Source organism: Achromobacter sp. HZ01, assembly GCF_003267925.1.
Lineage (GTDB): Bacteria > Pseudomonadota > Gammaproteobacteria > Burkholderiales > Burkholderiaceae_B > Achromobacter > Achromobacter pulmonis_A.
Window position 1 is genome coordinate 1230358 of sequence record NZ_LWKV01000001.1, and the last position, 26710, is coordinate 1257067.

At 68.2% G+C, this 26710-nt stretch carries 27 protein-coding genes and 1 pseudogene; 14 read left to right on the top strand and 14 right to left on the bottom strand.

What is annotated here, in order from left to right; translation table 11 throughout:
• Positions 1-2100 (top strand): site-2 protease family protein, encoded by a 2100-nt coding sequence (locus tag A6B37_RS26285; protein ID WP_111825175.1) that lies wholly within the window; start codon positions 1-3, stop codon positions 2098-2100.
• A 33-nt stretch (positions 2101-2133) separates the two neighbouring features.
• On the opposite strand, the gene A6B37_RS05735 is transcribed toward A6B37_RS26285, so the two are convergent.
• Entirely contained in the window at positions 2134-3393 is a 1260-nt protein-coding gene (locus A6B37_RS05735) for a cation:proton antiporter (RefSeq protein ID WP_102771125.1), read from the bottom strand.
• A 134-nt stretch (positions 3394-3527) separates the two neighbouring features.
• On the opposite strand from A6B37_RS05735, the gene A6B37_RS05740 reads away from it, so the two are divergent.
• The 3 genes from A6B37_RS05740 to A6B37_RS05750 all read left to right on the top strand — a co-directional run bounded on the left by A6B37_RS05740 (position 3528) and on the right by A6B37_RS05750 (position 6908).
• Complete coding sequence (locus A6B37_RS05740) at positions 3528-4703, top strand: hypothetical protein (protein ID WP_111825176.1); 1176 nt, start codon at positions 3528-3530, stop codon at positions 4701-4703.
• A gap of 112 nt (positions 4704-4815) precedes the next feature.
• The gene (locus A6B37_RS05745) at positions 4816-6075 is read left to right on the top strand and encodes a DUF3300 domain-containing protein (protein ID WP_111825177.1); all 1260 of its coding nucleotides are present in this window, start codon (positions 4816-4818) and stop codon (positions 6073-6075) included.
• Positions 6072-6908, top strand: a complete 837-nt coding sequence (locus A6B37_RS05750; protein ID WP_111825178.1) for a DUF2950 family protein — start codon at positions 6072-6074, stop codon at positions 6906-6908. Before A6B37_RS05745 ends, A6B37_RS05750 begins: the two co-directional genes overlap by 4 nt.
• A 28-nt stretch (positions 6909-6936) precedes the next feature.
• On the opposite strand, the gene A6B37_RS05755 is transcribed toward A6B37_RS05750, so the two are convergent.
• The 6 genes from A6B37_RS05755 to A6B37_RS05780 all read right to left on the bottom strand — a co-directional run bounded on the left by A6B37_RS05755 (position 6937) and on the right by A6B37_RS05780 (position 11878).
• Positions 6937-8130: an ATP-binding protein gene (locus A6B37_RS05755; RefSeq protein WP_111825179.1), complete on the bottom strand. Its 1194-nt coding sequence runs from the start codon at positions 8128-8130 to the stop codon at positions 6937-6939.
• A 140-nt stretch (positions 8131-8270) separates the two neighbouring features.
• A complete protein-coding gene (gene arsH, locus A6B37_RS05760; RefSeq protein WP_111825180.1) occupies positions 8271-9005 on the bottom strand; it encodes an arsenical resistance protein ArsH in 735 nt (244 codons plus the stop codon).
• Between the two features lie 18 nt (positions 9006-9023).
• Positions 9024-10103, bottom strand: a complete 1080-nt coding sequence (gene arsB, locus A6B37_RS05765; protein WP_102771119.1) for an ACR3 family arsenite efflux transporter — start codon at positions 10101-10103, stop codon at positions 9024-9026.
• Positions 10104-10107: 4 nt separating this feature from the next.
• A complete protein-coding gene (locus tag A6B37_RS05770) occupies positions 10108-10608 on the bottom strand; it encodes an arsenate reductase ArsC (RefSeq protein WP_111825181.1) in 501 nt (166 codons plus the stop codon).
• A gap of 29 nt (positions 10609-10637) precedes the next feature.
• Entirely contained in the window at positions 10638-10964 is a 327-nt protein-coding gene (locus tag A6B37_RS05775; RefSeq protein WP_102771117.1) for a helix-turn-helix transcriptional regulator, read from the bottom strand.
• Between the two features lie 176 nt (positions 10965-11140).
• Positions 11141-11878, bottom strand: coding sequence for an IclR family transcriptional regulator (locus A6B37_RS05780; protein ID WP_111825182.1), 738 nt, complete (start codon positions 11876-11878; stop codon positions 11141-11143).
• Positions 11879-11971: 93 nt separating this feature from the next.
• Here A6B37_RS05780 and A6B37_RS05785 point away from each other — a divergent pair, with 93 nt between their 5' ends.
• Genes A6B37_RS05785 through A6B37_RS05815 form a run of 7 tightly spaced genes read left to right on the top strand, consistent with a single transcriptional unit; the run spans position 11972 to position 18440 of the window.
• Entirely contained in the window at positions 11972-12940 is a 969-nt protein-coding gene (locus tag A6B37_RS05785; protein ID WP_111825183.1) for a tripartite tricarboxylate transporter substrate binding protein, read from the top strand.
• Between the two features lie 6 nt (positions 12941-12946).
• Positions 12947-13813, top strand: a complete 867-nt coding sequence (locus tag A6B37_RS05790; RefSeq protein WP_111825184.1) for an amidohydrolase family protein — start codon at positions 12947-12949, stop codon at positions 13811-13813.
• A gap of 23 nt (positions 13814-13836) precedes the next feature.
• Positions 13837-14832, top strand: a complete 996-nt coding sequence (locus tag A6B37_RS05795) for a tripartite tricarboxylate transporter substrate binding protein (RefSeq protein ID WP_102771113.1) — start codon at positions 13837-13839, stop codon at positions 14830-14832.
• 37 nt (positions 14833-14869) lie between these two features.
• A complete protein-coding gene (locus A6B37_RS05800; protein WP_102771111.1) occupies positions 14870-15553 on the top strand; it encodes an RraA family protein in 684 nt (227 codons plus the stop codon).
• Positions 15550-16491: an NAD(P)-dependent oxidoreductase gene (locus tag A6B37_RS05805; protein WP_111825185.1), complete on the top strand. Its 942-nt coding sequence runs from the start codon at positions 15550-15552 to the stop codon at positions 16489-16491. The genes A6B37_RS05800 and A6B37_RS05805 overlap by 4 nt, the downstream gene beginning before the upstream one ends.
• A gap of 58 nt (positions 16492-16549) precedes the next feature.
• Complete coding sequence (locus tag A6B37_RS05810) at positions 16550-17500, top strand: tripartite tricarboxylate transporter substrate binding protein (RefSeq protein WP_111825552.1); 951 nt, start codon at positions 16550-16552, stop codon at positions 17498-17500.
• Positions 17501-17516: 16 nt separating this feature from the next.
• Positions 17517-18440, top strand: a complete 924-nt coding sequence (locus tag A6B37_RS05815) for an SMP-30/gluconolactonase/LRE family protein (RefSeq protein WP_111825186.1) — start codon at positions 17517-17519, stop codon at positions 18438-18440.
• Between the two features lie 9 nt (positions 18441-18449).
• Here A6B37_RS05815 and A6B37_RS05820 read toward each other — a convergent pair whose 3' ends face one another.
• From A6B37_RS05820 to A6B37_RS05835, 4 genes are read right to left on the bottom strand one after another with little or no spacing between them, the layout of a single operon-like run.
• A complete protein-coding gene (locus A6B37_RS05820) occupies positions 18450-18692 on the bottom strand; it encodes a hypothetical protein (RefSeq protein WP_102771816.1) in 243 nt (80 codons plus the stop codon).
• Between the two features lie 35 nt (positions 18693-18727).
• Positions 18728-19690 (bottom strand): tripartite tricarboxylate transporter substrate binding protein, encoded by a 963-nt coding sequence (locus A6B37_RS05825; protein ID WP_102771108.1) that lies wholly within the window; start codon positions 19688-19690, stop codon positions 18728-18730.
• Positions 19691-19738: 48 nt separating this feature from the next.
• Positions 19739-20368 carry an RraA family protein gene (locus tag A6B37_RS05830; RefSeq protein ID WP_111825187.1) on the bottom strand — a complete coding sequence of 210 codons (630 nt, stop codon included), beginning with the start codon at positions 20366-20368 and terminating at the stop codon, positions 19739-19741.
• 5 nt (positions 20369-20373) lie between these two features.
• Complete coding sequence (locus tag A6B37_RS05835) at positions 20374-21087, bottom strand: PIG-L deacetylase family protein (RefSeq protein WP_111825188.1); 714 nt, start codon at positions 21085-21087, stop codon at positions 20374-20376.
• A gap of 98 nt (positions 21088-21185) precedes the next feature.
• On the opposite strand from A6B37_RS05835, the gene A6B37_RS05840 reads away from it, so the two are divergent.
• Entirely contained in the window at positions 21186-21899 is a 714-nt protein-coding gene (locus tag A6B37_RS05840; protein WP_102771105.1) for an IclR family transcriptional regulator, read from the top strand.
• A gap of 47 nt (positions 21900-21946) precedes the next feature.
• Here A6B37_RS05840 and A6B37_RS05845 read toward each other — a convergent pair whose 3' ends face one another.
• Positions 21947-22519 carry a methyltransferase domain-containing protein gene (locus A6B37_RS05845; RefSeq protein ID WP_246842379.1) on the bottom strand — a complete coding sequence of 191 codons (573 nt, stop codon included), beginning with the start codon at positions 22517-22519 and terminating at the stop codon, positions 21947-21949.
• Positions 22520-22747: 228 nt separating this feature from the next.
• A complete protein-coding gene (locus A6B37_RS05850; protein WP_111825189.1) occupies positions 22748-25210 on the bottom strand; it encodes a penicillin acylase family protein in 2463 nt (820 codons plus the stop codon).
• A gap of 230 nt (positions 25211-25440) precedes the next feature.
• Here A6B37_RS05850 and A6B37_RS05855 point away from each other — a divergent pair, with 230 nt between their 5' ends.
• The gene (locus tag A6B37_RS05855) at positions 25441-25824 is read left to right on the top strand and encodes a hypothetical protein (protein WP_111825190.1); all 384 of its coding nucleotides are present in this window, start codon (positions 25441-25443) and stop codon (positions 25822-25824) included.
• 9 nt (positions 25825-25833) lie between these two features.
• Complete coding sequence (locus A6B37_RS05860) at positions 25834-26052, top strand: hypothetical protein (RefSeq protein WP_102771101.1); 219 nt, start codon at positions 25834-25836, stop codon at positions 26050-26052.
• A gap of 171 nt (positions 26053-26223) precedes the next feature.
• Here A6B37_RS05860 and A6B37_RS05865 read toward each other — a convergent pair.
• Positions 26224-26685, bottom strand: a pseudogene (locus A6B37_RS05865) (isochorismatase family protein); the annotation flags it as partial.
• Positions 26686-26710 lie beyond the last annotated feature (25 nt).

Below are 26710 nucleotides of genomic sequence, written 5' to 3' on the forward strand. Positions count from 1 at the left end.
ATGATGCCGTCGTCCGTCATGGAACCCCTGCCGCGCCTGCGCGAGGACCTGCGCCTGTTCGCCGCCGGCCCCCATCCGGACGGCAGCCCGGCCTGGGTCATCGAAGACCCGGTGCGCAACCGCCATTTCCGCATCGGCTGGCTGGAATTCGAATTCCTGTCGCGCTGGCGCATGATGCCGCAGGACATGCTGGCCGATATCGGCCGGCGCACCGCGCTGCGGCCCGAAGCCGGCCAGCTGCGCCAGTTCGCCGACTTCCTGCGCGCCAACGACCTGCTGCGTCCGGCGCCGTCGCAAAGCCAGGCCATGGCGCAGGCGCAGCCGCGCAGGCCCTGGAGCCGGCCGCAATGGTGGCTGCACAACTACCTGTTCTTCCGCATCCCGCTGATCCACCCGACCTACAGGCTGGGCCGACTGTATCGCGTCCTGCGCTTTCTGTTCCATCCGGCCACGCCGTGGATCATCGTCGCGCTGTCGCTGGCGGGCATCGCGCTGACGCTGCGCCAGTGGGATACCTTCCAGCACACGCTGTTCGAATCGGTGTCGTGGCAGGGCGCGCTGGGCTTCGCGCTGGCGCTGCTGACCGCCAAGACCCTGCACGAGGTCGGCCATGCCCTCATGGCCACGCATTTCGGCGTGCGGGTCGGGCACATGGGCGTGGCCTTCCTGGTGATGTGGCCCATGCTGTACACCGACACCAGCGAATCGTGGCGCCTGGCGTCGTCGAGCAAGCGCCTGTTGATCGCCGCCGCCGGCATCTGCACCGAGCTGGCCATCGCCGGCCTCGCGACCCTGGCCTGGGCCTTGCTGCCGCCCGGCATCCTGCGCCAGGCCTGCTTCTACCTCGCGACCACGAGCTGGGTCCTGTCGCTGCTGCTGAACGCCAGCCCGTTCATGCGTTTCGACGGTTATTTCATCCTGTCGGACCTGCTGGACATGCCCAACCTGCACGAACGCGCCGGGGCGCTGGCGCGCACGGCGCTGCGGCGCGGGCTGCTGGGCTGGCGCGAACCGTGGCCGGAACCGTTCGCCGCGCCGCTGCGCCGCCGGCTCATCGCGTTCGCCTGGGTGACCTGGATCTATCGCCTGACCGTCTATCTCGGGATCGCAGTGGCGGTCTATCACTTCTTCTTCAAGGCGCTGGGCGTGTTCCTGTTCCTGGTCGAGGTCGGCTTCTTCATCGTGCGTCCGTGCTGGCGCGAGATGCGCACCTGGTCGCAGCGCCGCCGCGAAACCCGCGGCTGGCGGCGCGGCCTGCTGTGGCTGGCCCCCTTGCTGCTGCTGGCCTGGCTTGCCGTGCCCGCGCCGACCTCGGTGCGCGCCCCGGCGCTGGCGCGCCCGGCGCAGCAGTGGGCCGCCTATGCGCCGACGGCCGCGCGCGTGGAGCTGCGCGCCGAGCCGGGCAGGGTGGCGGCCGGCGCCGTGCTGGTGCGCCTGGACAATCCGGAACTGGCGAGCCAGGCCGAAGCGGCGCAGGCCGCCATCCGCGGCGGCTCGGCCCGCCTCGCGGGGCTGCTGGACCAGTCCGGCGGGCTGGACCAGCAGGCCGCCACCATCGAATCGCTGGCGCTCAGCCGCGCCAACGCCGAGTCCGTGGCCGCCGAAAAATCCCGGCTGACCCTGCGCGCGCCGTTCGACGGCGTATGGCTGGACGTGGCGCCGGAAGTGCGCGCGGGCACCTGGGTCGATCTGCGCCTGGCGCTGGGACGCCTGGTGAACCCCCACGACTGGATCGTCGAGGCCTACGTGGCCGAAGACGACATCCATGCGCTGCGGCCCGGCGACGCCGGCTGCTTCTATTTCGAGTCCACGCCCGGGCGGCAGTGCGGGCGCATCGACGCCATCGCGCCGGCCCGCCTGGCGCAACTGCCCGCGCCGATGCTGGCGACCGTGCACGACGGCCCGATTCCCGCGTTCCAGAAGCACGACGCGCTGATTCCCGAATATGCGCTCTACGCCGTGCGCGTGTCGCTGGACCAGCCCTTGGCGCTGTTGCGCGAGCAGCGCGGCAAGGCCTATTTCACCGGCGCGCCGCGCAGCCGCCTGCTGGCGGGCTGGCGCTACCTGGCCAGCCTGGCCATCCGCGAAAGCGGCTTCTGAGGCGCGACGCCCATGCCGACCATTGCGCCAGCGTCAGGGGCCCGCGGTTTCGACCGGCGGCGCGGGCATGGCCGCGGGCGGCGGCTCCTTGTCGGCCAGCCTGCGCGCATAGCGCTGCGTCAGGAGCGGCGCGACCAGCGAGGTCAGCACCACCAGCATCAGCACCACGTTGAGCACCGGCGTATCGATCAGCGGCTCGCCCTGCGCATTGAGCGTGCGGTAGGCCACCGTCGCGGCGGCCAGGGTGGCCGCCACCTGGGGCAGGGTCAGGCTCCACACCAGGCCTGCTTCGGCGGCCGGATAGCGGAACAGCAGCCCCAGCGCGGCCGCGGCCACGGCCTTGCCGATCACCAGCGCGAACAGCAGCCCGAACGCCAGCACCGGCTGGTTCACGAACGTCATCAAGGCGTCGACCGGGTGCAGCATCATTCCGGTCGTCATGAAGAACGCCGGAATCAGGAAGGTGTCGCTGATCAGCTTCATCACGCCGGCGTTGCGCGATTGCGGCACCGCCTGGCGCACGGCGATGCCGGCCAGGAACGCGCCCACGATGCCGTCCAGGCCGAAGAGCTTGGCCATCTGCGTCGCGCACGCGACCGCCAGGAAGAACACGATGATGCGCGACTCGTCGCGCCGCATGCGCTGCAGCACGTGACGCAGGATCCACGGCCCGCCGACCACGACCAGCGGGATGAACACGGCGATCTGCAGCAGCTGGAGTTCGATGGCGGCCACCGAGAAACCGTTTTCATGGGTCACCAGACAGACCGCCAGCACCAGCATGGCGGCCACGTCGGTGATCACCGTGGCGCCCGAGGCCACCGTGACGCTGACGCGCTGGGTCAGCCCGAACTGCTTGACGACGGGGTAGGCCAGCAGCGTGTGCGAGGCGATCAGCGAGCCGATGAGCAGCGACGCGTTGGCGCCGTAGCCGCAGGCCCGCGCCACGCCGAATCCCAGCGCGAAGGCGCCGCCGAAGGTGAGCACGCCGAACACCAGCACCTGGACCCGGGCGCGTTTGAGCAGGGCGAAATCGATTTCGTAGCCGATGAAAAACAGCAGCAGCGCCACGCCCAGCTCGGAAGCGAGTTCGGCGATCGGCATCTCGGGCTGCAGCAGATTGAAGCCGGCCGGCCCCAGCAGAAAGCCCACCACCAGGAATCCCAGCACGCCCGGAATGCGGCAGCGCTCGCAGATGAGCGGCAGCAGCAGGAAGAACAACAGCCACAGGACGAAACGCGTGAAGGGCGCCAGATGAACGAAAAAATCGACCGCGATCTGAGTCCAGGACATGAGGCCTCTCCAATAAGCGTGAGATCGGAAAACCCATTGAACTTCCCAGCAACGCGGCGAGTGTCCGGCCAAACGCGCCAACCGTCAAGCGCGCTCGAACCTCATCGCCATACCAACCCCGACCGAGGTGCACCATGAATGCGGATGTCCCCAAGCGGCCGACCGACGAGCCGTTTCTCCTGGTCCAGGGCGACGCGCTGTCGCGCCTGGAAAGCCGCATCGGCCTTGCGCCCCGCGGCGGCGGCATCAAGCGGCGCGCGCTCATCTACGCCCTGGTGGCGTGGCTGCCGCTGGTGGTCGCATCCTGGCTGAGCGGGCCGGCCGACGCGCAGGCCACCGAATCCCTGCTGGGCCATTTCGGCATCCACATCCGGTGCCTGGTCGCCATCCCGCTGCTGGTGCTGGCCGAGGCCGTCGCGCAGAAGAACCTGCTCATCTGCCTGCGCGAATTCAAGCGCTCCGGGCTGGTGGACGACGCGCTGGCCGCGCGTTTCGACGGCATCGTCGAAGACGTCATCCGGCTCAAGCGGCGGGTATCGCCGTGGCTCGTGATCGGCGTGCTGGCCGCCGCCTGGACGGCCGCCTTCCTGGTATCGCCCAACCCGGACGAGCTGCGCTGGACGCCGGCCGACGGCGAACGCATGGCGTTCGGCGCCTGGTGGTTCCTGCTGGTGACGCGGCCGCTGTTCTCCGTGCTGCTGCTGGCTTGGATGTGGCGGCTGACGCTGGTCGGCATCCTGCTGCTGCGCATCGCGCGCCTGCCGCTGAAGCTGGTGGTGATGCATCCCGACCGCATGGGCGGGCTGGGCTTCCTGGACCGGCTGCCCATGGTCTATGCGCCGTTCCTGTTCTCGGTGTCGGCCGTGGTCGCCGGCGCGTGGGCGCACACCGTGTTCTATCACGGCGTGGCCGTCCCGACGCTGTACGCCCAGGTCGCCACCTTGCTGCTGGTGCTGATACTGATCGGACTGGCGCCGCTGCTGGTGTTCTCTTCGATGCTGGCGCACGCCAAGCGCCAGGCGCTGCTGGACTACGGCGCCTTGCTGAGCGAGCACGGCAGGCTGGTCGACGCCCGCTGGATACACAAGGCGCAGATCGCGGAACAGCCCATACTCGACGCGCCCGAGCTCGGCCCGGTCGCGGACGTGCAGGCCATGTACCAATCCGTGGCGGCCATGCGGCCGGCGGTGATCAGCAAATCCATTCTGCTCAGGATTGCGCTGCCCGCGGCGCTGCCCTTGCTGCTGCTGGTCGCCACGCAGTGGCCCTTGAAGAGCACGCTTTCCAAACTTCTCTTCACGCTTCTGTAGGAGGCCATGCACCGAAAACGTTGAGCGCTCTGGCGCGCCCAGAGCATTTCCCGGTCCGGCAACGCCCGAGGGGGCTTGCGGCGGTATCCGGGTGTCCCAGTTGGAGAGGTCCATGAGACGGCTATTACGGCATTTCTTCATCACATTGGCGCTGCTGTGCGCAAGCACGGCGGCCCACGCGCAATCGTCATTCGGCAAGGAACAGCTCGACCAGATGCTGGCGCCGGTGGCGCTCTATCCGGACGCGCTGCTGTCGCAGCTGCTGATGGCGTCGACCTATCCCGACGACGTCGCGGCGGCCGCGGCCTGGTCGGCCGGGCACACCAGCCTGAGCGGCGACGCCGCCGTCAAGGCGGTGCAGGACCAGCCCTGGGACCCCAGCGTCATGTCGCTGGCGGCCTTTCCCTCGGTGCTGGACATGATGGGCCGCCAGCCCGACTGGGTGCGCAACGTCGGCGACGCCTTCCTGGACCAGCCCGAGGACGTCATGTCCTCGGTCCAGCGCCTGCGGGCCCAGGCCCAGGCCGCCGGCACGCTCAACAGCGACGCGCAGCAGAAGGTCTCCACCCAGACCGAAAGCGGCGCCACCGTCGTGACCATCGAGCCCGCGTCTCCCGATGTGGTCTACGTGCCGTCCTACAACCCCGCCACCACCTACGGCACCTGGCCCTATCCCTCGTACCCGCCGGCCTACTACCCGCCGCCGCCCGGGTCCATGTTCGCCTCGGCCATGGTCAGCGGGCTGGCCTTCGGCGCCGGCATCGCCATCACCGACTCGCTGTGGGGCGGCTTCGACTGGGGCCACAACGACGTGGACATCGACGTCAACCGCTACAACCACATCAACGTCAACCGCCGGCTGGACGCGCGCAGCAACAACGTGACCTGGAACCACGACCCCGCGCGGCGCGGCGCCACGCCTTATCGCAACTCCGCGACCCGCCAGCGCTACGACGCCCAGCGCCGCGTCGGCGCCACCGCGCACCGTCCGTCGGCCGACCAGGCGCGCCGCGATCACGCCCAACAGGTCATGCACGACCGCCGGCCCGCGGCCGACGGCGCAAGGGCAGGGGCAGGGGCGCGGACCGCGCAGCATCGCCCCGAAGCCGCGCGGCCCGCCGCGCACAACGCGCCGCGGCAACGCAACGACGCGCGCAACGCGGCCATCGAACGCTCGCGCAGCGCCAACCGCGACAATGCGCTGCGCGGCGTGGACCGCCCGGCGCCCACGCGCCACGCCAGCGCCCGCGGCAATGACAGGCCGGCGGCGCACTCCGCAGGCCGGGCCGGGCCCGGCGCCGGCGCACACTCCTCGGGCCGGGCCGGACGCTCGGGCGGCGCACATATCGAAAGGGGGCATGGAAGACGATGAATACCGCACAACACACTCTGGGCCGCCTCGCAGCGGCGGCCATCCTGGCCCTGGCGGCCACTCAGGGCCACGCGGCCCAGGCCGCCTTCGCCACGCCGCAGGCGGCCGCCGACGCCCTGGTGCAGGCTGTGGCGACCGGCGACGACGACGGCCTCAGGCAGGTGCTGGGCAGCGACTTCCGCCGCTTCGTCCCGCGCGACAGCATCGACCGCGACGACATCTACGCCTTCCTCGCGGCCTGGTCCAGGCAGCACAAGATCGTCGACACCAGCCCCGCCACCGCCGAATTCGTGGTCGGCGAACACGATTGGTCGTTCCCCGCGCCGCTGGTCAAGCAAAACAACGGCTGGCGTTTCGACCTGCGCGCCGGCGTGCAGGAAATGCAGCACCGCCGCATCGCCCGCAACGAAGAAGCCGCCATCGACACCCTGCGACGGCTCTGCGCCGCCCAGGACAGCTACCGCAAAACGGCCGGCAACGGCCAGCCGGCGCAGCGCATCGTCAGCACGCAGGGCCGGCAGGACGGCCTGTACTGGGACGCCGCCTCGGCCTCGGCCGCCAGCCCGCTGGACGACGACGCGCTGGTGATGGGCCCGGACGTGCCTGCCGACGCCGCCTTGCACGGCTATCGCTACGCCTACCTGCCGACCGCGGACGCCTCGGGCTGCTCCTTCGTCGCATGGCCCGCCAGCCACGGCAGCTCGGGCCTGCACAGTTTCACCATCGGGCCTGACGGCAAGGTCCGGGAGCGGGACTATGGCCGCGCAGTGACCGAAAGCGAACTGAAGCGCGCCGCCGCGGCGCAGGGCGGCTGGCAGGCGGTGGCGCAGTAGGGGGAGTATTGCGGGGCGGCGCCGGACGTCACGTAGCTCGCCACGCATCGCCGGGCATGATGCGCTTCATGAAGTCATCGAAAAGCGGAACGGTAAAAGCCGTATCGCCATGTGTAGGACTCCAGATCATGCCCTTCGCGATCAGGGCGCCGCGTACCGGCCCGAAGGACGCGACGGTCCGGCCGAGCTGCTGGGCGATATCGCCCGAACGGTGCGGACCCGGGCCGAGCTCCGCCATACCGCGCAGGTACTTCTTTTCCGACTGTGTAAGCCGATCGAAGCGAACCCGAAAGAAACTCTCGTCCAATGCCGCGACGGCTTCACGCGAAGCCGTCGCGACATCGTCGGCCGTTATCGGGCTCGCATCGGCGACGTCCCAGGCGCATTTTCCCCACTCCTGCAGGAAGTAAGGGTAGCCCTGGGTTTGCGCGACGATCAGATCCACCGCTGCCGGCTCGACCACGACGCCTTCCTCGTTTGCGGGCACGGTGATGGCCAACTTGGCGTCTTCCTGACTCAATGCGCCGATCTCCGAAAAATCGAACAACCGTTCGGCATAGGATTTCGCCTCACCCATTCGGCCGCGCAATTGCGGCAGCCCTGCGCCCACCACAGTGACCGGCAGCTTCTGCTGGGCGCATCGATGCAGCGCCGAAATCAATGCGGCAAGCTGGTCCGACTCCACATACTGGAGTTCATCGATGAATAGCACCGCCACCGTGTCCGCGGCCCTGGCAGCGTGGCCAACCTGCTCCAGCAGGGCCGAAAGATCGCCCTCCAGGTCGCCATTGTCGGCAAGGCCGGGCTCGGCATCGTAATCGATGCCCACCTCGATATCTCCGAACACGACCTTGAGCTTGCCCGCAAAACCCGCCAATGCGCGCAATCCCCGCACCGCGAACTCCTTGGCCGCGTCCATCCGGCTCAGCCGCAGCAACGCCAGGCGAAGCTGAGGCGCCAAAAGGGCAGGCAGGGATTTGTGCTCCGGCGCTTCGATACGGACGGTCTGGGCGCCCGAGGCCTCCGCTTCGTTACGCATCTGATCCAGCAGCACCGTTTTCCCGACGCCCCGCAGGCCGAGCAGCAATACGCTTTTGGCGGGCCGGCCCAGGCGCAGCCGCGCCAGGCAAATGCGTACCTTTTCACGAACATCGTCGCGGCCGGCCAGTTCAGGGGGAGGGCTGCCGGCGCCAGGCGCATAGGGGTTGCGGACAGGGTCCATGTTTATAGAAATTAGGGAAATTATTGATTTCTGATAATTTCACTAAATTCACTATAAAGCAAGGGTGTGGGCGCAGGCCTTTCAGCGTTGTCGTATCCATGCTCGCGTACTACCTCATGCCGGAATGAGGCCCGCGGAACCTAGATGGAACCCTGCTTCATCCGCTTCGACAGGGCGATCGCGGCTTCCTTGCGTTCGCTGTAGCGGTCCACGAGATAGGGCGCGACATCGCGGGTGAGCAGAGTGAACTTCATCAACTCCTCGACCACGTCGACGATACGGTCGTAGTAAGGGGAGGGCTTCATGCGCCCTGCGTCGTCGAACTCCTGGTAGGCCTTGGCCACCGAGGACTGGTTCGGAATGGTCAGCATGCGCATCCAGCGCCCCAGCACCCGCATCTGATTCACCGCATTAAACGACTGCGATCCGCCCGACACCTGCATGAGCGCCAAGGTCTTGCCCTGGGTCGGGCGCACGGCGCCCACCGACAGCGGAATCCAGTCGATCTGCGTCTTCATCAACCCCGTCATCGCGCCGTGGCGCTCCGGCGAACTCCACACCATGCCTTCGGCCCACTGGACCAGCTCATGCAGCTCCCGGACCTTGGGATGGTCCTCGCCGGCGTCGTCGACCAGCGGCAGGCCGGATGGGTTGAACACCCGGGTTTCGCCTCCCAGCGCCTGCAGCAGCCGCGCGGCTTCCTCGGCCACCAGGCGGCTGTAGGAACGCTCTCGCAGCGAGCCATACAGCAGCAGAAAGCGCGGCGCGTGCGTGGCCCGGGCGGCCGGGAAAAGTCCGGCCGGGTCCGGCCGCTGGAACAGCGCGGGATCGATGTTGGGCAAACCGGCCAGGGGGTCGGCGGTGGTGAAACTCATGAAATACCTCTGTTGATGTCAGATCCGCCGAACGCCCGCGTCATACCAGCCTTTGCTCCGATTGACGACCCGCACCACGAGCAGCATGACGGGCACCTCGATGAGCACGCCCACCACCGTCGCCAGCGCGGCGCCGGACTGGAAGCCGAACAGGCTGATCGCGGCGGCGACCGCGAGTTCAAAGAAATTGGATGCGCCGATCAAAGCGGATGGGCACGCAATGTTATGCTTTTCGCCGACGCGGCGGTTGAGCCAGTACGCCAGTCCCGAATTGAAAAGCACCTGGATCAGAATAGGTACCGCCAGCATAGCGATCACCAGGGGCTGGCCCATGATGGCTTCGCCCTGGAACGCGAACAACAGCACCAGCGTCAGCAGCAGCGCCGCCATCGAAAACGGCCCGATCCGATCGAGCGCCGCCTCGAACGCCGCCTGGCCGCGGCGCAGCAGCGCGCGGCGCCAGAGTTGGGCGAGAACCACCGGAATCACGATGTACAAGCCCACGGACACCAGCAAAGTATCCCAGGGCACGGTAATGGCCGACAGGCCCAGCAGCAGCCCGACCACGGGCGCGAACGCGAACACCATGATCGTGTCGTTCAGCGCCACCTGTGACAGCGTGAACACCGGATCGCCGCCGGTCAGGCGGCTCCAGACGAACACCATGGCGGTGCACGGCGCGGCAGCCAGCAGAATCAGGCCCGCAATGTAGCTATCGAGCTGATCGGCGGGCAGCCACGGCGCAAAGATCTGGCGAATGAACAACCAGCCCAGCACGGCCATCGAGAATGGCTTGACGGCCCAGTTGATGAACAGCGTCACGCCAATGCCGCGCCAATGCTGCCTGACCTGGCCCAGCGCCCCAAAATCAACCTTGAGCAGCATCGGAATGATCATCACCCAGATCAGGATGCCCACGGGCAGATTGACCTGGGCGATTTCCCAGCGCCCCACGGCCTGGAACAAGGCCGGCATGAGCCGGCCCAGCGCCACGCCCAGCACAATGCAGAGAAATACCCACAGCGTGAGATAGCGCTCGAACAGATTCATGGCGGGGCGCCGACCCGCAACGGCCACGGCCTGCGTACTGGACGACATCGGCTTACTCCCCGGACTGGCCGATACCGCGCAGCTCGGCCTGAAGCGACAGGGCGTCCAGACGTTCGAGCGGCAAGGACAGGAAGAGTTCGATACGGCGCTTGAGCATGCGCGCCGCGTCATGGAACGCCTTCAGGCGCTCTTGCTCGCTTCCCTCGTGCGCCGCGGGGTCCGGTATGCCCCAATGCGCCGTCATCGGATGGCCCGGCCATACCGGGCAGGCTTCACCAGCCGCGTTATCGCATACCGTGATGATGAAATCCATTTTCGGGGCCTCGGAACCGGCAAACTCGTCCCAGCTCTTGCTGCGGTAGCCGTCCGCCGGCAGCGCATAGGATACGAGCGTGGCGAGGGCCAGCGGATGCACTTCGCCCTTGGGCGTGCTGCCCGCGGAGTACGCCCGAAAGCGGTCGGCGCCCAGGCCGTTGAGCAGGCCTTCTGCCAGGATCGAGCGCGCGGAATTGCCGGTGCAAAGAAAAAGTACGTTGAAAGGGGAATGCGACATGAAAATTCCTGGCAGGAGCGAGTGGATGTTCAACAAGTCGTGCAGACGCCGGATTCGGACGCCTCGCAGGGAGCACCTTGGCAGCAATGCTCCGTGAGATAGCCAAGCAATCCGCTCATCCGCGAAAAATCGGCGCGATAGATCAGGTTGCGTCCTTGCTGCTCGACGCTGACCAGGCCGGCGTGGGCCAGTTCCTTCAGATGGAAGGACAGCGTGTTGCGCGCGACGCCGAGTTGTTCGGCCAGCACGCTGGGCATGAGCCCGGGCACGCCGGCCACGACCAGCGCGCGAAAGGTCCGCAAGCGTTGGGGATGGGCAAGGGCGCTCAGGGCGGAGATGGCTTGATCTTCGTTCATGATTCGATCATACAACGATTGTTGAATCATTTTGGCTGCGATACCGCAGTGGCGGTACGGAATCGCATAATTCTAACTTTACATAATACACATTATGCGCATATGACACTTGGCTTTATCGGCTCCGATCTGAACTACTTGTCGCCGTAATGTAGCAATGAGACGCGGCCCCTTCCTCACCGCCCCAGCCCCTGGCGCACACCCATCATCGACCTGGACAGCCTGCTGGCCGCCGCCAGAATCGCTTCTTTGTGTTCCAGCAGCACCGCTTCCGTCAGCCGCGAAATCGGTCCCGAAATGCAGATCGCGCCCTGCAAGGTCCAGTTGATGCCATAGACCGGCGCTGAAATGCTGGATACCTCGGCGTCGCGTTCGCCCAGCGAAAGCATGTAGCCCGCGCGGCGCACGGATTCATAAGGCTCGCCCGGCTCTCCGGAAAACGCCAGCAGGATGCGGCCCGGGCTGCCCAGCTCCAGCGGCAGCGCGGCGCCGACGCGCACGTGGTGGCGGATCGACTTCGGGCCTTCCACGCGCGCCATGCAGATGCGCTGCTTGCCCTCGCGCACGTAGAACGTCGCGCTTTCTCCGGTGGCCGCCGACAGCTCGCGCAGCACCGGCTGCACCACTTCCACGATGTTGAAGGTGGCCTGGTAGCACGCGCCCAGCCAGCCGGCGGCGCGCGCCAGCCGCCAGGTGCCGTCCGGGCGCTGGGCCAGGTAGTCGTCCATCGCCAGCGTGCGCGCCAGGCGCAGCACGGTGGAGCGATGGCAGCCGGTGCGCCGGCTCAGTTCGGCCAGCGTCAGGTGCGTGTCGTCCACGCCGAACGCCTCCAGGATGCTCATCGCGCGGCGCACCGCCACCACGCCTTCCTCGGCCGGAGAGTCGTCTGTATCGGGGGTCTGTTCGGTTTTCATTGTACGCAACACGTTTCACTGTACGGACTTGCATTGTATTGTCCGGAACACCGATCCACAATGCAGCACCTAAAACAAGATCGGAGACTAATCATGAAGCAGATCGCTCGCGTCCTGTCCGCATTGGCCCTGGCGTGCGTAAGCAGCCTGGGCGCGGCCCAGGACTATCCCAACAAGCCCATCCGCCTGATCGTCCCGTTCCCGCCCGGCGGCGGCACCGACGTGCTGGCGCGCGAAGCCGCGATCAAGGTGGCCGGCAATACGGGCTGGAACATCGTGACCGAGAACCGCCCCGGCTCGGGCGGCAATATCGGCGTGGACGCGGTCGCCAAGTCGGCGCCGGACGGCTATTCGCTGGTGCTGGGCCAGACCAGCAACCTGGCGATCAATCCCACGCTTTACGCCAAGCTGCCCTACGACCCGGAAAAGGATCTCACCGCCATCGGCCTGGTCGCCGACGCGCCGCTGGTGATCGTGGTGCCAGCCAATTCGCCGCTGAAGTCCTTCGACGACATGATCGCGGCGGCCAAGGCCAAGCCGGGCTCGCTGAACTTCGCCAGTTCGGGCAACGGCACCGTGGCGCACCTGGCCGCGGTGCAATTGCAGAACGCCGCCGGCATCCAGCTCACGCACATTCCGTACAAGGGCGCGGCCCAGGCCTCCAACGACCTGATCGGCGGCCAGATCGACATGTATCTGTCGTCGGTGCCCACGCTAATCGGCCACGTGCGCAACGGCAAGATGCGGGCGCTGGCGGTGACGTCGGCGCAGCGCGTGCCCGATATGCCGGACGTGCCCACCATCGCCGAACGCGGCTTTCCCGGCTTCGAAGCCGTGACCTGGTTCGGCCTGGCCGCGCCGGCCAGCACCCCCAAGGACATCGTGCAGCGCCTGAACGCCGAATTCAACAAGGCGCTGCAGGCCCCGGACCTGGGCGCCAAGTACCGGGAACAAGGCGCGCGCGTGCTCAGCAGCACGCCCGAGGAGTTCTCCAAGCTGATCCACGACGACCGCATCCGCTGGGGCAAGATCGTCAAGGACTCGGGCGCCAAGGTCGAGTAAGCGGCCATGCTGCCTCGCTATCCGTACTCCAGCGGCCAGGCGCGGCCGGCCACGGCCGCCCCGCCCGGCGCCTGCGATTGCCACATCCACGCCTATGACGCCCGCTACCCGGCCGTGCCCGGCGCAACGCTGTCGCCGCCGGACGCGTCGATGGCGCAGTACCGCGACATCCAGGCCAGGCTGGGCATGCAGCGCGCCGTGCTGGTGACGCCGTCGACCTACGGCGCCGACAACCGCGCCATGCTGGACGGGCTGGCGCTGCTGGGCGAACAGGCGCGCGGCGTGGCGGTGATCGACGGAAGCGAAAGCGATGCGCAGCTCCAGGCGCTGCACGAGGCCGGCGTGCGCGGCATCCGGCTCAATCTTTCCCTGGGCGTGACCAGCCGCGCCGACCAGATCCTGCCGCTGGCCGCGCGCGTGGCGCCGCTGGGCTGGCATGTGCAGCTGCTGATGGCGCCCGACCGGTTGGCGGCGCTGGCGCCGCTGCTGTCGGCGCTGCCCGCGCCCATCGTGTTCGACCACATGGCGCGCATCGGTCCGCAACAGGCCGGCGCGCACCCGGCCCATGCGCTGGTGCTGCGCCTGCTCGAACGCGGCCGCGCCTGGATCAAGCTGTCGGGCGGCTACATCGTCAGCCCGCGGCGCTGCGTCGAGGACACTGCGCTCGATGCGCTGGCGCGCGGCTACCTGGACGCCAATCCCGAACGCGTCGTGTGGGGCAGCGACTGGCCCCACGCGTCGGCCTCTGCCGGCATGCAACCCATGCCGGACGACGCGCGCCAGCTCGACCGGCTGGCGGACTGGACCGGCGGCGCCCGGCTGCGCCAGGTCCTGGTGCACAACCCGGCAGCCCTTTACGGCTTCCCGGCATGACCCAGACATAACGGAGACTTCCCATGCATGCCCCCCTCTCCCCTGCCCGGCGCCGCTTTCTGGCGACCGGCGCGGCGCTGGCCGCCGGCGCCGCCTTCGGCGCGCGCGCCGCGCAGCCATGGCCCGCCGGCAAGACCATCACCTGGGTGGTGCCCTACCCGGCCGGCGGCAGCACCGACGTGCTGGGCCGCGCCATCGCGCAGCAGCTCGACGCGCTGTTGTCCACGCGCGTGATCGTGGACAACCGCCCCGGCGCCACCGGCACCATCGGCGCGGCCCGCGTGGCCCGGGCCGACCCCGACGGCCTGACGCTGCTGGGCACGTCCATCGGTCCTCAGGCGATCGCGCCGCACGTGCTGGGCAAGCTCACCTACGACCCCATCGCCGATTTCGCGCCCGTCATCCTCATAGGAACGATCCCGCATCTGCTGGTGGTCGGCAAGGCGCAGCCCTACGCAAGCGTGGCCGAACTGGTCGCGGCCGGGACCAAGGCCCCGGAAAGCCTGGCCTATGCCTCCGGGGGCACGGGCACCATCCTGCACATGCAGGGCGAGCTGCTGCAGCAAAAAAGCGGCGCGCGCTTCCTGCACGTGCCCTACAAGGGCGACACCCCGGCGCTGCAGGACACGCTGGCCGGCCAGGTCCAGTTCGCCTTCATTCCGGCGGCGGCTGCGCTGCCGCACGTGCAGACCGGCGCGCTGCGCGCGCTTGCCGCCACCTCGGCGCAGCGGCTGCCCGCCCTGCCCGGCGTGCCCACGATGGCCGAGGCGGGCTACGACGACTTCGTGGTGGAGCAGTGGCAGGCGGTGTTCGCGCCGGCCGCCACGCCCGCCGAGGCGATCGCCCGGCTCAACGCCGGTATCGGCCGCGCGCTGCAAAGCCCCGCGCTGGTCGAACTGGCCGGGCAGCTCGGCATCACGCTGGCCGGCGGCACGCCGCAGGCCCTGGACCAGATCCGCAAGGCTGACTTCGACAAATGGGGCAAGGTCATCCGCGAGGCCGGCATCAAGCCGGCCTGATCCCCGCCCCGATTCCCTACTCTCTACAGGAACACTCATGGCCAATCAGGACATCATCAAGGACTTTCCGCGCGTCGACGCCGAGATCGTGCGCCGCGCCGCGCAACTGCAACCCGCCATCCTGGCCGACGTGGCCGGCCGCCGCGGCGCGCTCAACGGCCGCATCCGCCCGCTGCATCCCGGCATGAAACTGGCCGGCACGGCGTTGACCGTGGAGGTCCGCCCCGGCGACAACCTCATGATCCACGCGGCGATGTCCCTGGCACGGCCGGGCGACGTGCTGGTGATCGACGGCAAGGGCGATCTCAGCTCGGCGCTGATGGGCACCATCATGATGAACGCCTGCCGCAAGCTGGGCATCGCCGGCGTGGTGATGGACGGCGCCGCGCGCGACACGGCGGAAATCATTGAAATGGACTACCCGGTGTTCGCCGCCGGCGCCAATCCCAACGGCCCCACCAAGAACGTGCCCGGCCGCATCGGCCATCCCGTCTCGGTGGGCGGCGTGACGGTCAATCCGGGCGACTTCATCATCGGCGACGCCGACGGCGTGGTGGTGGTCGAACGCGAAAAGATCGAAGGCCTGCTGCCCGCGGCCGAGAAGAAGGTGCGCGACGAAGCCGCGCGCATCGCCGCGATCCAGGCCGGCGACACCGAAGCCAAGTGGCTCGCCGCCGCGCTGCGCGCCGCCGGCGTCCTGAAGGAAGGAGAATCGCTGTGAGCGCCGCCGCTGCGGGCAAGCCCGCCATCGTCGTGACCGCGGCCGACCTGGCGCCCGAGGCGCAGGCGCTGCTGCAGGATTTCGAACTGGTCTACGCCGGCCAGACTCCCACCGAAGAAGGCATCGTCGCACTGTGCCGCGAGCACAATCCGGTGGCCATCATCGTGCGCTACAACCGCGTGGGCGCGGCCGCGATGGACGCGGCCCCGGCGCTGCGGGTGATTTCCAAGCACGGCAGCGGCACCGACACCATCGACAAGGCGGCCGCCGCCCAGCGCGGCATCGAGGTCGTCGCGGCGGTGGGCGTGAACGCCGCCGCCGTGGCCGAACAGGCGCTGGCGCTGCTGCTGGCCTGCGCCAAGTCCGTCGTGGGGCTGGACCAGCGCATGCGCGCGGGCCACTGGGACAAGTCCACCCACAAAAGCCTGGAGCTGGGCGGCAAGACCATCGGCCTGGTCGGCCTGGGCGCCATCGGCCGGCGCATGGCGGCCATGGCGCACGGGCTGGGCATGCGCGTGATCGGCTTCGACCCCTACGCCGCGAACCTGCCGGACTACCTCGCCAGCGTGCCGCTGGACACGATCTGGCGCGAGTCCGACGTGGTGTCGCTGCATTGCCCGCTCACCGACGAGAACCGCGGCATGGTCAATGCGCAGACGCTAGCGCAGTGCCGGCCCGGCGTGATCCTGGTGAACACCGCGCGCGGCGGCCTGGTCGACGAGGACGCGCTGCTGCAGGCGGTGCGCTCGGGCCACGTCCGGGCCGCCGGCCTGGACAGCTTCGCGGTCGAACCCATGACGCCCGGCCATCCGTTCCAGCAGGAACCCCGCATCATTCTCAGCCCGCACATCGGCGGCGTGACCAGCGCGGCCTACGTCAACATGGGCGTGGCCGCCGCGCGCAACGCGCTGGACGTGCTGGCCCGCCCGCGGGCCTGACGCACGACGAAAAACAGGAGGAAGACAAATGACCTACCGTATCCAAGCCCGCGCATTCATGCTTGCCGCCGCCCTGCCGCTCCTGGCCTGCGGGGCGGCGCAAGCCGCCGACGCCTGGCCCAGCCGCCCGGTGCGGGTGGTGGTGCCCTACGGCCCCGGCGGCGCGGTCGACGTGGCCACGCGCAAGATGGCGCAGATGCTGTCGACGCAGACCGGCCAGAGCTTCATCGTGGAGAACAAGCCCGGCGCCACCGGCACCATCGGCGTGAGCCAGGTGGCCCGCGCCGCGCCGGACGGCTACACGCTGCTGGCCAACGACACGACCTACTCGCTGCTGCCCCATATCTTCAAGCAGCTGCCCTTCGATCCCGCCAAAGACCTGCAGCCGATCTCGGCTTTCGTGTTCGCGCCGATGGCGCTGGCGGTATCGGCCGACAGCCCGTACCGCAAGCTCGATGACCTCATCGCGCAGGCGCGCGCCAAGCCCGACACGGTCACCTATGGCTCGGGCGGCCCGGGCACCACGCCGCACTTCGCCGCCGAAGGCCTGGCGCTGGCGACCGGCGTAAAGTTCATGCACGTGCCTTTCAAGGGCGCGGCCGAAGCCACCCAGGCGGTGCTGGGCAAAGTGATTGACTTCCAGTTCGCCTCCACCACCGGCGTCATGGGCCCGGTGCAAGGCGGACAATTGCGGCTGCTGGCCGTCAGCGGCGCGCAGCGGCTGGCCGTGCTGCCCGAGGTGCCGACCTTCTCGGAAGCCGGCGTGAAGGATTTCGGCGTGGTCAACTGGACCGGCCTGTGGGCGCCCAAGGGCACGCCGCCCGAGGTCACCGAACGCCTGCAGCGCGAGGTCGCCAAGGCCATGGCCTCGGAAGAAATGCAGACCTTCGCGACCAAGATGGGCGCCGAACCGCGCGCGGTCGACGCCGCCGAGTTCGGCCGCATCCTGGCCGACAGCAACGCGATGTGGGGCAAGGTGGCGCGCAGCATCGGCTACGCCGCCAAGTAGGCCCCGGGGAGACGCCATGTTTTACGCGCAAGCGCCCGAGTTGGCGCAATTCGAAGTCTGGACGTCCATGCCCGAGCGCTGGCGCCGTCCCGAACGCAGCGACTGGGCGGACGCCAACCGCGGCGGCGCGCCCGTCGACTCCTTTCTGGAAGGCCCCGTGTTCGACCGTCACGGCAATCTGTATGTGGCCGACATTCCGTGGGGCCGCGTGTTCCGTATCGGGCCGGACCGCGAGTGGTCGCTCGTGGCCGAGTACGACGGCGAGCCCAACGGCATGAAGTTCCTGGACGACGGCCGCCTGCTGATCACCGACTACAAGAATGGCCTGATGACGCTGGACATCGCGAGCGGCCAGGTCGCGCCCTATCTGGCGCGCCGCAACAGCGAGCGCTTCAAGGGCGTGAACGACCTGATCTTCGACGCCCGGGGCAATCTGTACTTCACCGACCAGGGCCAGAGCGGCCTGCACGACCCCACCGGCCGGCTGTACCGCCTGCGCCCCGATGGCGGCCTGGACTGCCTGCTGGATAACGTGCCCAGCCCCAACGGCGTGGCGCTGTCGCCCGACGGCAAGGTGCTGTACCTGGCGGTCACGCGCGGCAACTGCGTGTGGCGCGTGCCGCTGATGGCCGACGGCAGCGTCAGCAAGGCAAGCCAGTTCTTCACCTCGTACGGCCCCAGCGGGCCGGACGGCCTGGCGGTGGACGAGGCAGGCAATCTGCTGGTCTGCAATCCCGGCCTGGGGTATGTCTGGCTGCTCAACCACCGCGCCGAACCGCTCATCGTGTGGCGCAGTCCGGCGGGCGCGTCCACCACCAACATCGCATTCGGCATGGATGACCGCCGCAAGCTGTTCTGCACCGAATCGGTGTCCGGCTCGATCCTGTGCGCGCGGGCGCCCCATCCCGGCCTGGCGCTGGCCAGGCCCGGCTCGCGCTGAGCGGCCGGTTCAGTTGCTGTTGATCCAGTCCTGGGTGTCCTGGATGAACCAGGGAAGATTCAGTTTTTCGCCTTCGCCGGACTGGATGGTCAGGCGCTGGCCCGGCGCGCTCTGGCTTCCGTGCGCGGCCGAAGGCGGCCGGCTCCGATAGTCCATATCCGTTTGCCGGGGCGGACTATCGGCGCAGGCGGCGACCGCCGCGCAGGCGAGCGCGGCAAGAACTGGCTTGAGGGCTGAGTGACGGATCTTCATGCTGCCACTATACGCGCCCGGCCAGGCGCGCGCCTTCATTCGATCTCGATGCCCGCCTGCTCGATCAGCGCCGTCCATTGCTTCGTGTCGCGCCGCACGATGTCGGCCAGCCCTTGCGGCGAACTGGACACGAACTCCACGCCCTGGGATTCGAACTTCTGGTTCAGCTCAGGATTCTTCAGCGTTTCGATCACGGCCTGGTTCAGCTTCGCCAGCACCTCGGGCGGCGTGCCCGCCTTGGCGAACAGGCCATACCAGGTCGTGTACGACACGCCCGGCACGGTCTGCGAAACCAGCGGCAGCGTGGCCGTGTCGGCGCCCTTGCTGGGCGCGCTCATGGCCAGCGCCCTGATCGAACCCTTGTCGATCATGGGCTTGAGCGAAGGCATGCTGCTGAACAGCGCCTGCACCTGGCCCGAGGCCAGGTCCGTCAGCACCTGCGAGGTGCCCCGATACGGCACGTGCACCACGTCGATCTTGGCGTTGCTCTTGAAAAGCTCCATGCCCAGGTGGGCCACGCCGCCCACGCCCGCCGAGCCGAAATTGACCTTGCCGGGATGGGCGCGGGCGTAATCGACCAGGCCCTGCACCGAATCCACCGGCAGCTTGGCGTTGACCACCAGCACGTGCGGGCTCTCGGTCAGCAGGCTGATCGGCGCCAGCAGTTCCAGCACGTTCTTGCCTTGCATGGCCTTGGACGGCACCGTCATGTTGCCGGAGGCCGGCATCAGCAGCGTATAGCCGTCCGCTTCGGCGCCCAGCACCTGGTTCAGGGCCGGCACGCCGTGGCCGCCGCCGGCGTTCACCACCACCACCGGCTGCCCGAGGCGGTCGCCGAACAGTTTGGCGAATTCGCGCCCGACCATGTCGGCCGGGCCGCCGGCCGCGAACGGCACGACCATGCGGATGGGACGTTCCGGATATTCGGCCTGGGCCTGGGACATGGGCGCAAGCGCTGCGACCAGGGCGATGGCGCCCAGCGTTTGTTTGAGCAACATTGTCTTCCTCCTGTGGGTAATGCGGGAATCTTCTTGTGCGGGGCCCGACTAGCGCGCCGGCGCGATGTCCAGCGTGGCGCGCGCCAACGCCTCGTCGAGCCAGGCCGGCCTGAGTTCGCCGCGGGCGATGGCTGCCATGCGCAGCGCTTCGGCGCGGCCCTTGGCCAGCGCCGCGGTGATCAAGGCGTCGCTTTCGTCGGGGCTGAACACGACCAGGCCGTCGTCGTCGCCCAGCACCCAGTCGCCCGGATTGACGGCCACGCCGCCGCACCGGATCGGACGGCCGACGCTGCCGCCGCCGGTCTTGGTCGGCCCCGCCGGCGACAGCGCCGCGGCGAACACCGGCAGCGCGCCGGCGCGCAGCTCGGCGGCGTCGCGCATGGCGCCGTCGACCACGACGCCGCTGAGGCCGGCCGCCGCCGCCTGGGCGCACATGATTCCGCCCATCACGGCGCGGTCCGCGTAGCCCTGAGCGTCGACCACCAGCACGTCGCCGGGCCGCGCGGCGGCCAGCGCGGCATGAATCGCCAGGTTGTCGCCGGCCGGCACCGACACGGTGAGCGCGCGGCCGCGCAACAGCCACCCCGCCCGCAGCGGCTTGATCGGCGCGTGCATCGCGCGCGCGCCCACGTCTGCCAGCAAGGTGCTGCAAAGACCTTCGGTAAACACATCGGACATCACGTTCACTCCATCAGGGCCGACACGACGGCCGGGAAAATGCTCTGGAAGGCCTCGCCGTAGCGCGCGCCCCCGGTCTTGCCGCGGCGGCCGGCCTGCGCGCCGCGCTGCAGCGCCACGCGTTCGTAATAGGCCCACAGATTGCGCTGCGTCGGCATGGCCTGCATGGCCGCCCACTTGCGGTCCCACACTCGCGTGATATCCAGCAGCACGTTGGGCCTGAAGCCGCAAAGCTCGGTCTGGTGCGGTTCGAAACACAGCACCTGCGGCGGCACCACGAAGTCGGCGCCATGCCCGGGCGCCATGGCCTGCATGCGCGCGCGCAGCGTCATTTCGAACGTGCGGCAATGGTCCAGATTGGAGGGATCGTGCTCCGGATGCGTCAGCACCACCGACGCCCGCGTACGGCGCAGGGTTTCGGAAATGCGGCGCACGGAGTCCGCCGATTCCGGCATCGGGTAGTCGCCCAGGTCATGAAAATCCAGCGAACTCACGCCCAGGATGTCGGCCGCGGCCTCGGCCTCGGCGCGGCGCTGCGCCTTCACGTCATCGCGCGCGGTGTCATCCCCCCACGCCGAATTGGACTCGCCGTTTTCGCCATAGCTCAGGCACACCAGGTGCACGTCCACGCCACGCTGCGCATGCAGCGCCATCGCGCCGCCGCAGCGCCAGACGAAGTCGCCCACGTGCGCGGTGACCACCAGCATCGAACTCGCCATCTCTTTCTCCGGATTGGAAATGGCTTCATTGTATTTTTATGAAATGCCGTTGTATCCAGTACAATCAACCAACAAATTCAACATACTTGGAGCACTCGATGAGTAACGACGGCGTGGTGGCGGTGGAACGGGCGCTGAGCGTGCTGGATTGTTTCCGGCCCGGGGCCGAACACCTGTCGCTGGCCGATTTCGCGCAGCGCCTGCCGCTGCACAAGACCACGATCTTCCGCCTGCTCAATTCGCTGGCGCGCTGCGGCTACGTGGTGCGCGAAGCCGACGGGCGCTATGGGCTGGGGCCGCGCGTGCTGTTTCTGGCGCGGGTGTACGAGCGCGGCTTCGACCTGTCGGCCGTGGTGATGCCCATACTGGAAAACCTCTCGGCCGATACCGGAGAAAGCGCGGCCTATTACGTCGAGGGCGGCGAGCCGGGGCAGCGGCTATGCCTGTTCCGCCATCAGCCGCACGAAGGGCTGCACAGCCAGGTCATCGCCGGCAGCGTGATGCCGCCCGACAAGTCCTCCACCGGCCAGGTGTTCGCGATCTGGGCGCAAGGCATCCAGCAGCGCGGCGACACCGCCCTGCCCATCTTTTCCTGCGGCGCGCGCGACCCCTACACCTCGTCGTGGTCCGTGCCGGTGATCGGCCAGGACGATATGTTCGTCGGCGCGCTCACCATCGCCGGGCCGTCCGAGCGCCTGAAGACGGTGGACGCGGCCCGGTTCGAGGCGCTGATACTCGAACGCGCCGACGAACTGTCCAGGCGGCTCGGCGCGTCGGCCGAAATGCGCGGCGCCTTGTACGGCCGCGGCTAGGCGCCGACGCTTGGCGCTGAAGGCAAAAGTTTCAAAATCCGCGCTGGCTACGCCCGTCTGGCCAGGCTGAAGACCGAGGCCGGCGGCAGATTGAGCGGCACGAACCCGATCCGGCGGGCCGACAGGCCGCAGGCGTCCAGCACGCCGGGCGACACCGGGCAACGCATGCCGTAGGTGAACAGCTGCATCGAGCCGCCCTCCGACATGGCGTCGAACACCGCGGTCAGCAGCCGGTGATGAAGCGCGCCGCTCATGTTGCGCAATGGCAGTCCGCAGATCGCCGCGCCTATGCCTTCCAGCTCGGGATGGCTGTGGCGCGACAGCTCCAGCGCGCAGACCTGCAGCACGGCGGCCTGGGGAAACTGCGTGCGCAGGCTGGAACTCATGGCCGCGTCCTGCTCCACCAGCACCATGCGCGCCGGGTCCACGCCCCGGCGCAGCATTTCCCGGGTGAACACGCCGGTGCCGCAGCCGAGCTCCAGCACTTTGCCCGCATTGGGCGGAATGGCCGAGGTGATGGCCGCGGCCAGGGCCGGGCCGGACGGCGCCACGGCGCCGATGGCCGCGGGATTGGAAAGTAACGCCTTGACGAACTGCTTGCGCTCCTGCAGCCAGCTCATGGATGTTCGGGACGGGGACTTATGCGCTGCGGTGAAGTGGAAAGGCGAATGCATCGGTCGTTTCTGACTCCAGGTACGAAAACCTCCGCGCGCTTTTGCGCGCGGAGATTCAGCTTGAACGCGCCGCCGGGCGGGCGGCGCGCGCTGCTATCCAGACCTTAACTGGCATCGACGGTTCAGGCACGAAACCGTGCGTAAGCACCCTTGTCAATCTGACAAGCGCCCCCCCTACTTGCCCGCCGGCCGCAGCGTCAGCGTATCGGCCCGCTCGCTATCCACCTTGGCGCGGCTGAACGCCATGGGGAAGTACTCGCCGGTGGCCCAGCCCTTGAGCAGGTTCTGGTAGTACGGGCTGCGCGGATCGGCGGACTGGCCGGGCACGTTCTGCACGCGCGAGTTGTCCCAGTTGGACACGTCGATCACCTGGCGGTACGAGGCGCCGCTGATCTGGCGGAAGTCCGACTTGCGGAACGTGGCGCGATGCACCGTGTCGTTGTCGCCGCCCACCGGATAACGCGGCGTGCCGTAGGCCTTGGCGGTGGCCTCGGGCAGCAGGCCGGCCAGGCTGTGCTCGAACTGGATGTGGTGCAGCTTGCCCCATTGCCACTGGGCCGGGTCCGAGCCGAGCTTGGCCTGCAGCTTCTGCACGCCATCGCCCAGCGCGGCCAGCAGCAGCGCGTCGCGGCCCTGCTCCGGCCGCTGGCCGAAGGCGGCGTCCGGCGCGGCCAGCTTCTCCAGCGTCTTGCGCGTGGACAGCTCGCCAAAGACGCTGCGGCCCGCGGCGGGCACATACAGGTCGGACACGCGCTTGACCACTTCGGGCAGCCAGAACTCATAGACCGTGGCGGCGCGGCTGTCGATGCCCGTCTTGTAGTCCCAGTCCTTCAGCAGGCTCAAGGCCCGGCTCAACTGCGGATCGGCGGAGTTCAGCGACTTGGCGTAGCCGGCCAGCGTACGCGCCGGAATCGACAGGTTGTCGAACTGCAGGGCCTGCGAGTTCTGCACCGTCAGCCCCTTGCCGTCGGCCAGTACTTCGCGGATGCGCTGCACGCGGTAGGGTTCGGCCCAGGTGCGCGCCGACATGTCCCGGTAGCGGTAATCGGCCGGCAGGTTGAACTCGTTGGCCGTGGCGAAGTAGCCCTCGGGCGGGTTGTAGACGCGCGGCAGCGCGCTGCCGGGCAGCACGCCGCGCCATTCGAAGTCGCCGTTGCCGGGCACGGGCAGCATGCCCGACCAGTCGGCGCGCGGACGGATCGGCGCGATGCTGCCGCCGAACCAGCCGATATTGCCGTCCACGTCGGCGTACACCATGTTCTCGCTGGGCGTGTAGTGCTTTTCCATGCCGGCCACGAACTCGTTCCAGTTCTGCGCCTGGTTCAGCCGCAGGCTGGCCAGATAGGCGGCCGTGCCCGGATATTCCAGATAGGCCGCGCGCAGCGCATAAGCCTTGCGCCGCACCGGATCTTCATAAATCACCGGACCATGGCGCGTGAACTTCAGCTGCCGCGTCGCCGCCGGCTGGCCGCGCACCGGAATCGACTCCTCCACCTGGCGCATCTTCTCCCAGCCGCCGCGGTAGCGGTACTCATTGGGATTGGACGGATTGGTATCGTAGACGTAGAGGTCTTCCTCGTCGCCGAAGGCGAAGATCGTCAGCCCGAATGCGATGCGGTCGTTGTGCCCCATGGAAACGCCGGGCAGCGCCGGCTCGCCGGCGCCGATCACGTTCCAGCCCGGCGCGTTCAGGTGCACCATGTAGCGCAGCGACGGCATCGTGATCGAACGGTGCGGATCGCCCGCCAGTATGGGCTTGCCGGTGGCCGTGTGCTGTCCGCCTATGGTCCAGTTGTTGCTCTCGTAGCGGGTCGCCATGGGATCGAACGCCGGGTCCAGCGCGGCCATCATGCCCGCCGACAGGCGGCTTGCCAGCGCCGCGCGCTGGTCTTCGGCCAGCGGGCTGCGCGGAAAATCCGCCGCCACGAACTTCTGGCCGGTGCGCGCCAGGCTGTAATTGGCGAGCACCTTGCTGTCCACCTGCTTCACGTCCAGCCCGGCCGGCACCTGCAGCGCCAGCGGCGGCTCGAAAGTGCTCAGGCCCTGGACCGTGTTCAAGCCCAGCGCGGCCACCCGCTGCGCCATTCTGACTTCTTCGTTGAGGTTGCGCGTCAGGCCGTAGATGCGGATGAGCGAGGTCTGCGGACTCCAGTAGCCGGGCTCGGTGCCGGTCAGCTTGAATTCCGGCGGCATCTGGTCGGGATGCGCCTTGACCCAGTCGACGTAGGCGTTGATGCCCGCCGCGAACGCGGTCAGGATCGCCTGGCCCTGCGGATGGTAGCTGGCGTATTCGGCCTGCATGTCGCCGCGGAACAGGAACAGGCGCGCGGCGCGGTCCTGCTCGATGAAGCGCGGGCCGAACTGTTCGGCCATCTTGCCCTCGCCCTGGCGGCGCCAAAGATCCAGCTGCCACAGCCGGTCGCGCGCGGCGCTGAAGCCCTGCGCGAAGAACAGGTCCGCCTGGTTCTGCGCGTAGATGTGCGAGACCCCGTGGCGATCGCGCACGATCTCCACCGGCTGCGACAGCCCGGCCATATCGATGGTGTCTTTCTTGCTTCCCGGCGCGGCACAGCCCGCCAGCACCGCCACCAATCCGCCCGCCAGCAATGCAGCGGCCCTGCGATTGAACGTACGCATGACTCCTCCTCCGATGATTGGACTGCCATCGCTGCCGGTCTCGAGGCGCCATGCTTGCCGACGCTGCCGCTCGCAATGCCGTACAACTAAACCATGTGTCCCCCCTCTTGCGCAAGCAAGTTTTCAAGCATAAATTCTTCGATACCGCATATCGCTTGCGTCGCGAGCGAACTGCGCGCACGGCGTCAGAAGGTTGTTTTTCTATCCCTGTTCCCTTGAGGAGCGATGCGATGAAAGTGAAACACCTGTTCGGTCCCGCAGTTCTAGCCCTCGCCTTGCTGGCCCCCGCCACCGGCGCCGCGGCCGCCTCCGAGGGAGCCCCCATCCTCACCGGCCAGCAATGGTCGCAGTCCGACCCCAACCTGAAAAAAGCCTACCTGCTGGGCATGGCCAACCTGCTGCAGGTGGAACAGGCCTACCAGCGGCGCCACGCCCCCACTGACGCCCAGAGCCTGGTCCCGCGCTTCGCCAAGGGACTGCAGACGCAGACCCTGGACTCGGTGCGTGAAAGCCTGGACAACTGGTATGCGGCGAACCCGACGAGGATGGACCGCCCGGTGGTCGAAACGCTCTGGTTCGAAATCGTCGTGCCCGGCATGAAACGCGCGCGCTAGGAGACCGCCATGAAAACAGTTAGCTCGATCGTCATCGGCCTGGCGATGGTGTCGCTGGCCGGCTGCACCAACATGAGTTCCAAACAGCAAGGCACCCTGTCGGGCGCGGCCATCGGCGCCGCGGCCGGCGCCGGCATCGCCGCCATCGCCGGCGGCAGCGGCTGGACGGGCGCGGCCATCGGCGGCGTGGCCGGCGGCATTGCGGGGAATATTTACGGCGGGCAGTGAATGAATGGCCCGCGGAAATGACAAGCGATTGAAGGCCGGCGTGCGCCGGCCCGATGGGTTACGCGCGCTTGATATTCGAGTTCTTGTCCAAGGATTCTCGCGCTGCACCCATCCTACGCTGGACGACAACACGTAGGAAGGGAGCTGCGCGAGACATTTAGCGCAAGAACATCAGCGCTGCGAATCCAGCACTTCGTTGTTCTTCACCACTTCCTGCGCCTTGGCGTAGCTTTCGATCAGCAGCTGGTAGGCCGGGAACACCTTGGTGTAGACCTCGGCCCACTGGGCCGCGTCTTCGCGGTTCCAGGTCTTTTACAGTTCGGAGGCGACGGCGGCGGTGTCCATCGGCACCACGCCGGCCTGCACCACGCGCGCCAGCGTGATTTCCTGGGCCATCTTGCTATAGGTGCCCGACGTGTCGATCACGGCGAATACTTTGTAGCCGTCGGCCACGGCGCTGATGGCGGGGAAAGCCATGCAGACGCTGGTGATGGTGCCGGCGATGATGAGGGTCTTGCGGCCCGTGGCCTTCACGGCTTCGACGAACTCGGGGTTGTCCCAGGCGTTGATCTCGCCCTTGCGCGCGACGTACTTGGCATGCGGGGCGTTGGCGTGGATCTCCGGAATCAGCGGGTGCCGCGCGGCTCATTCAGCGTTC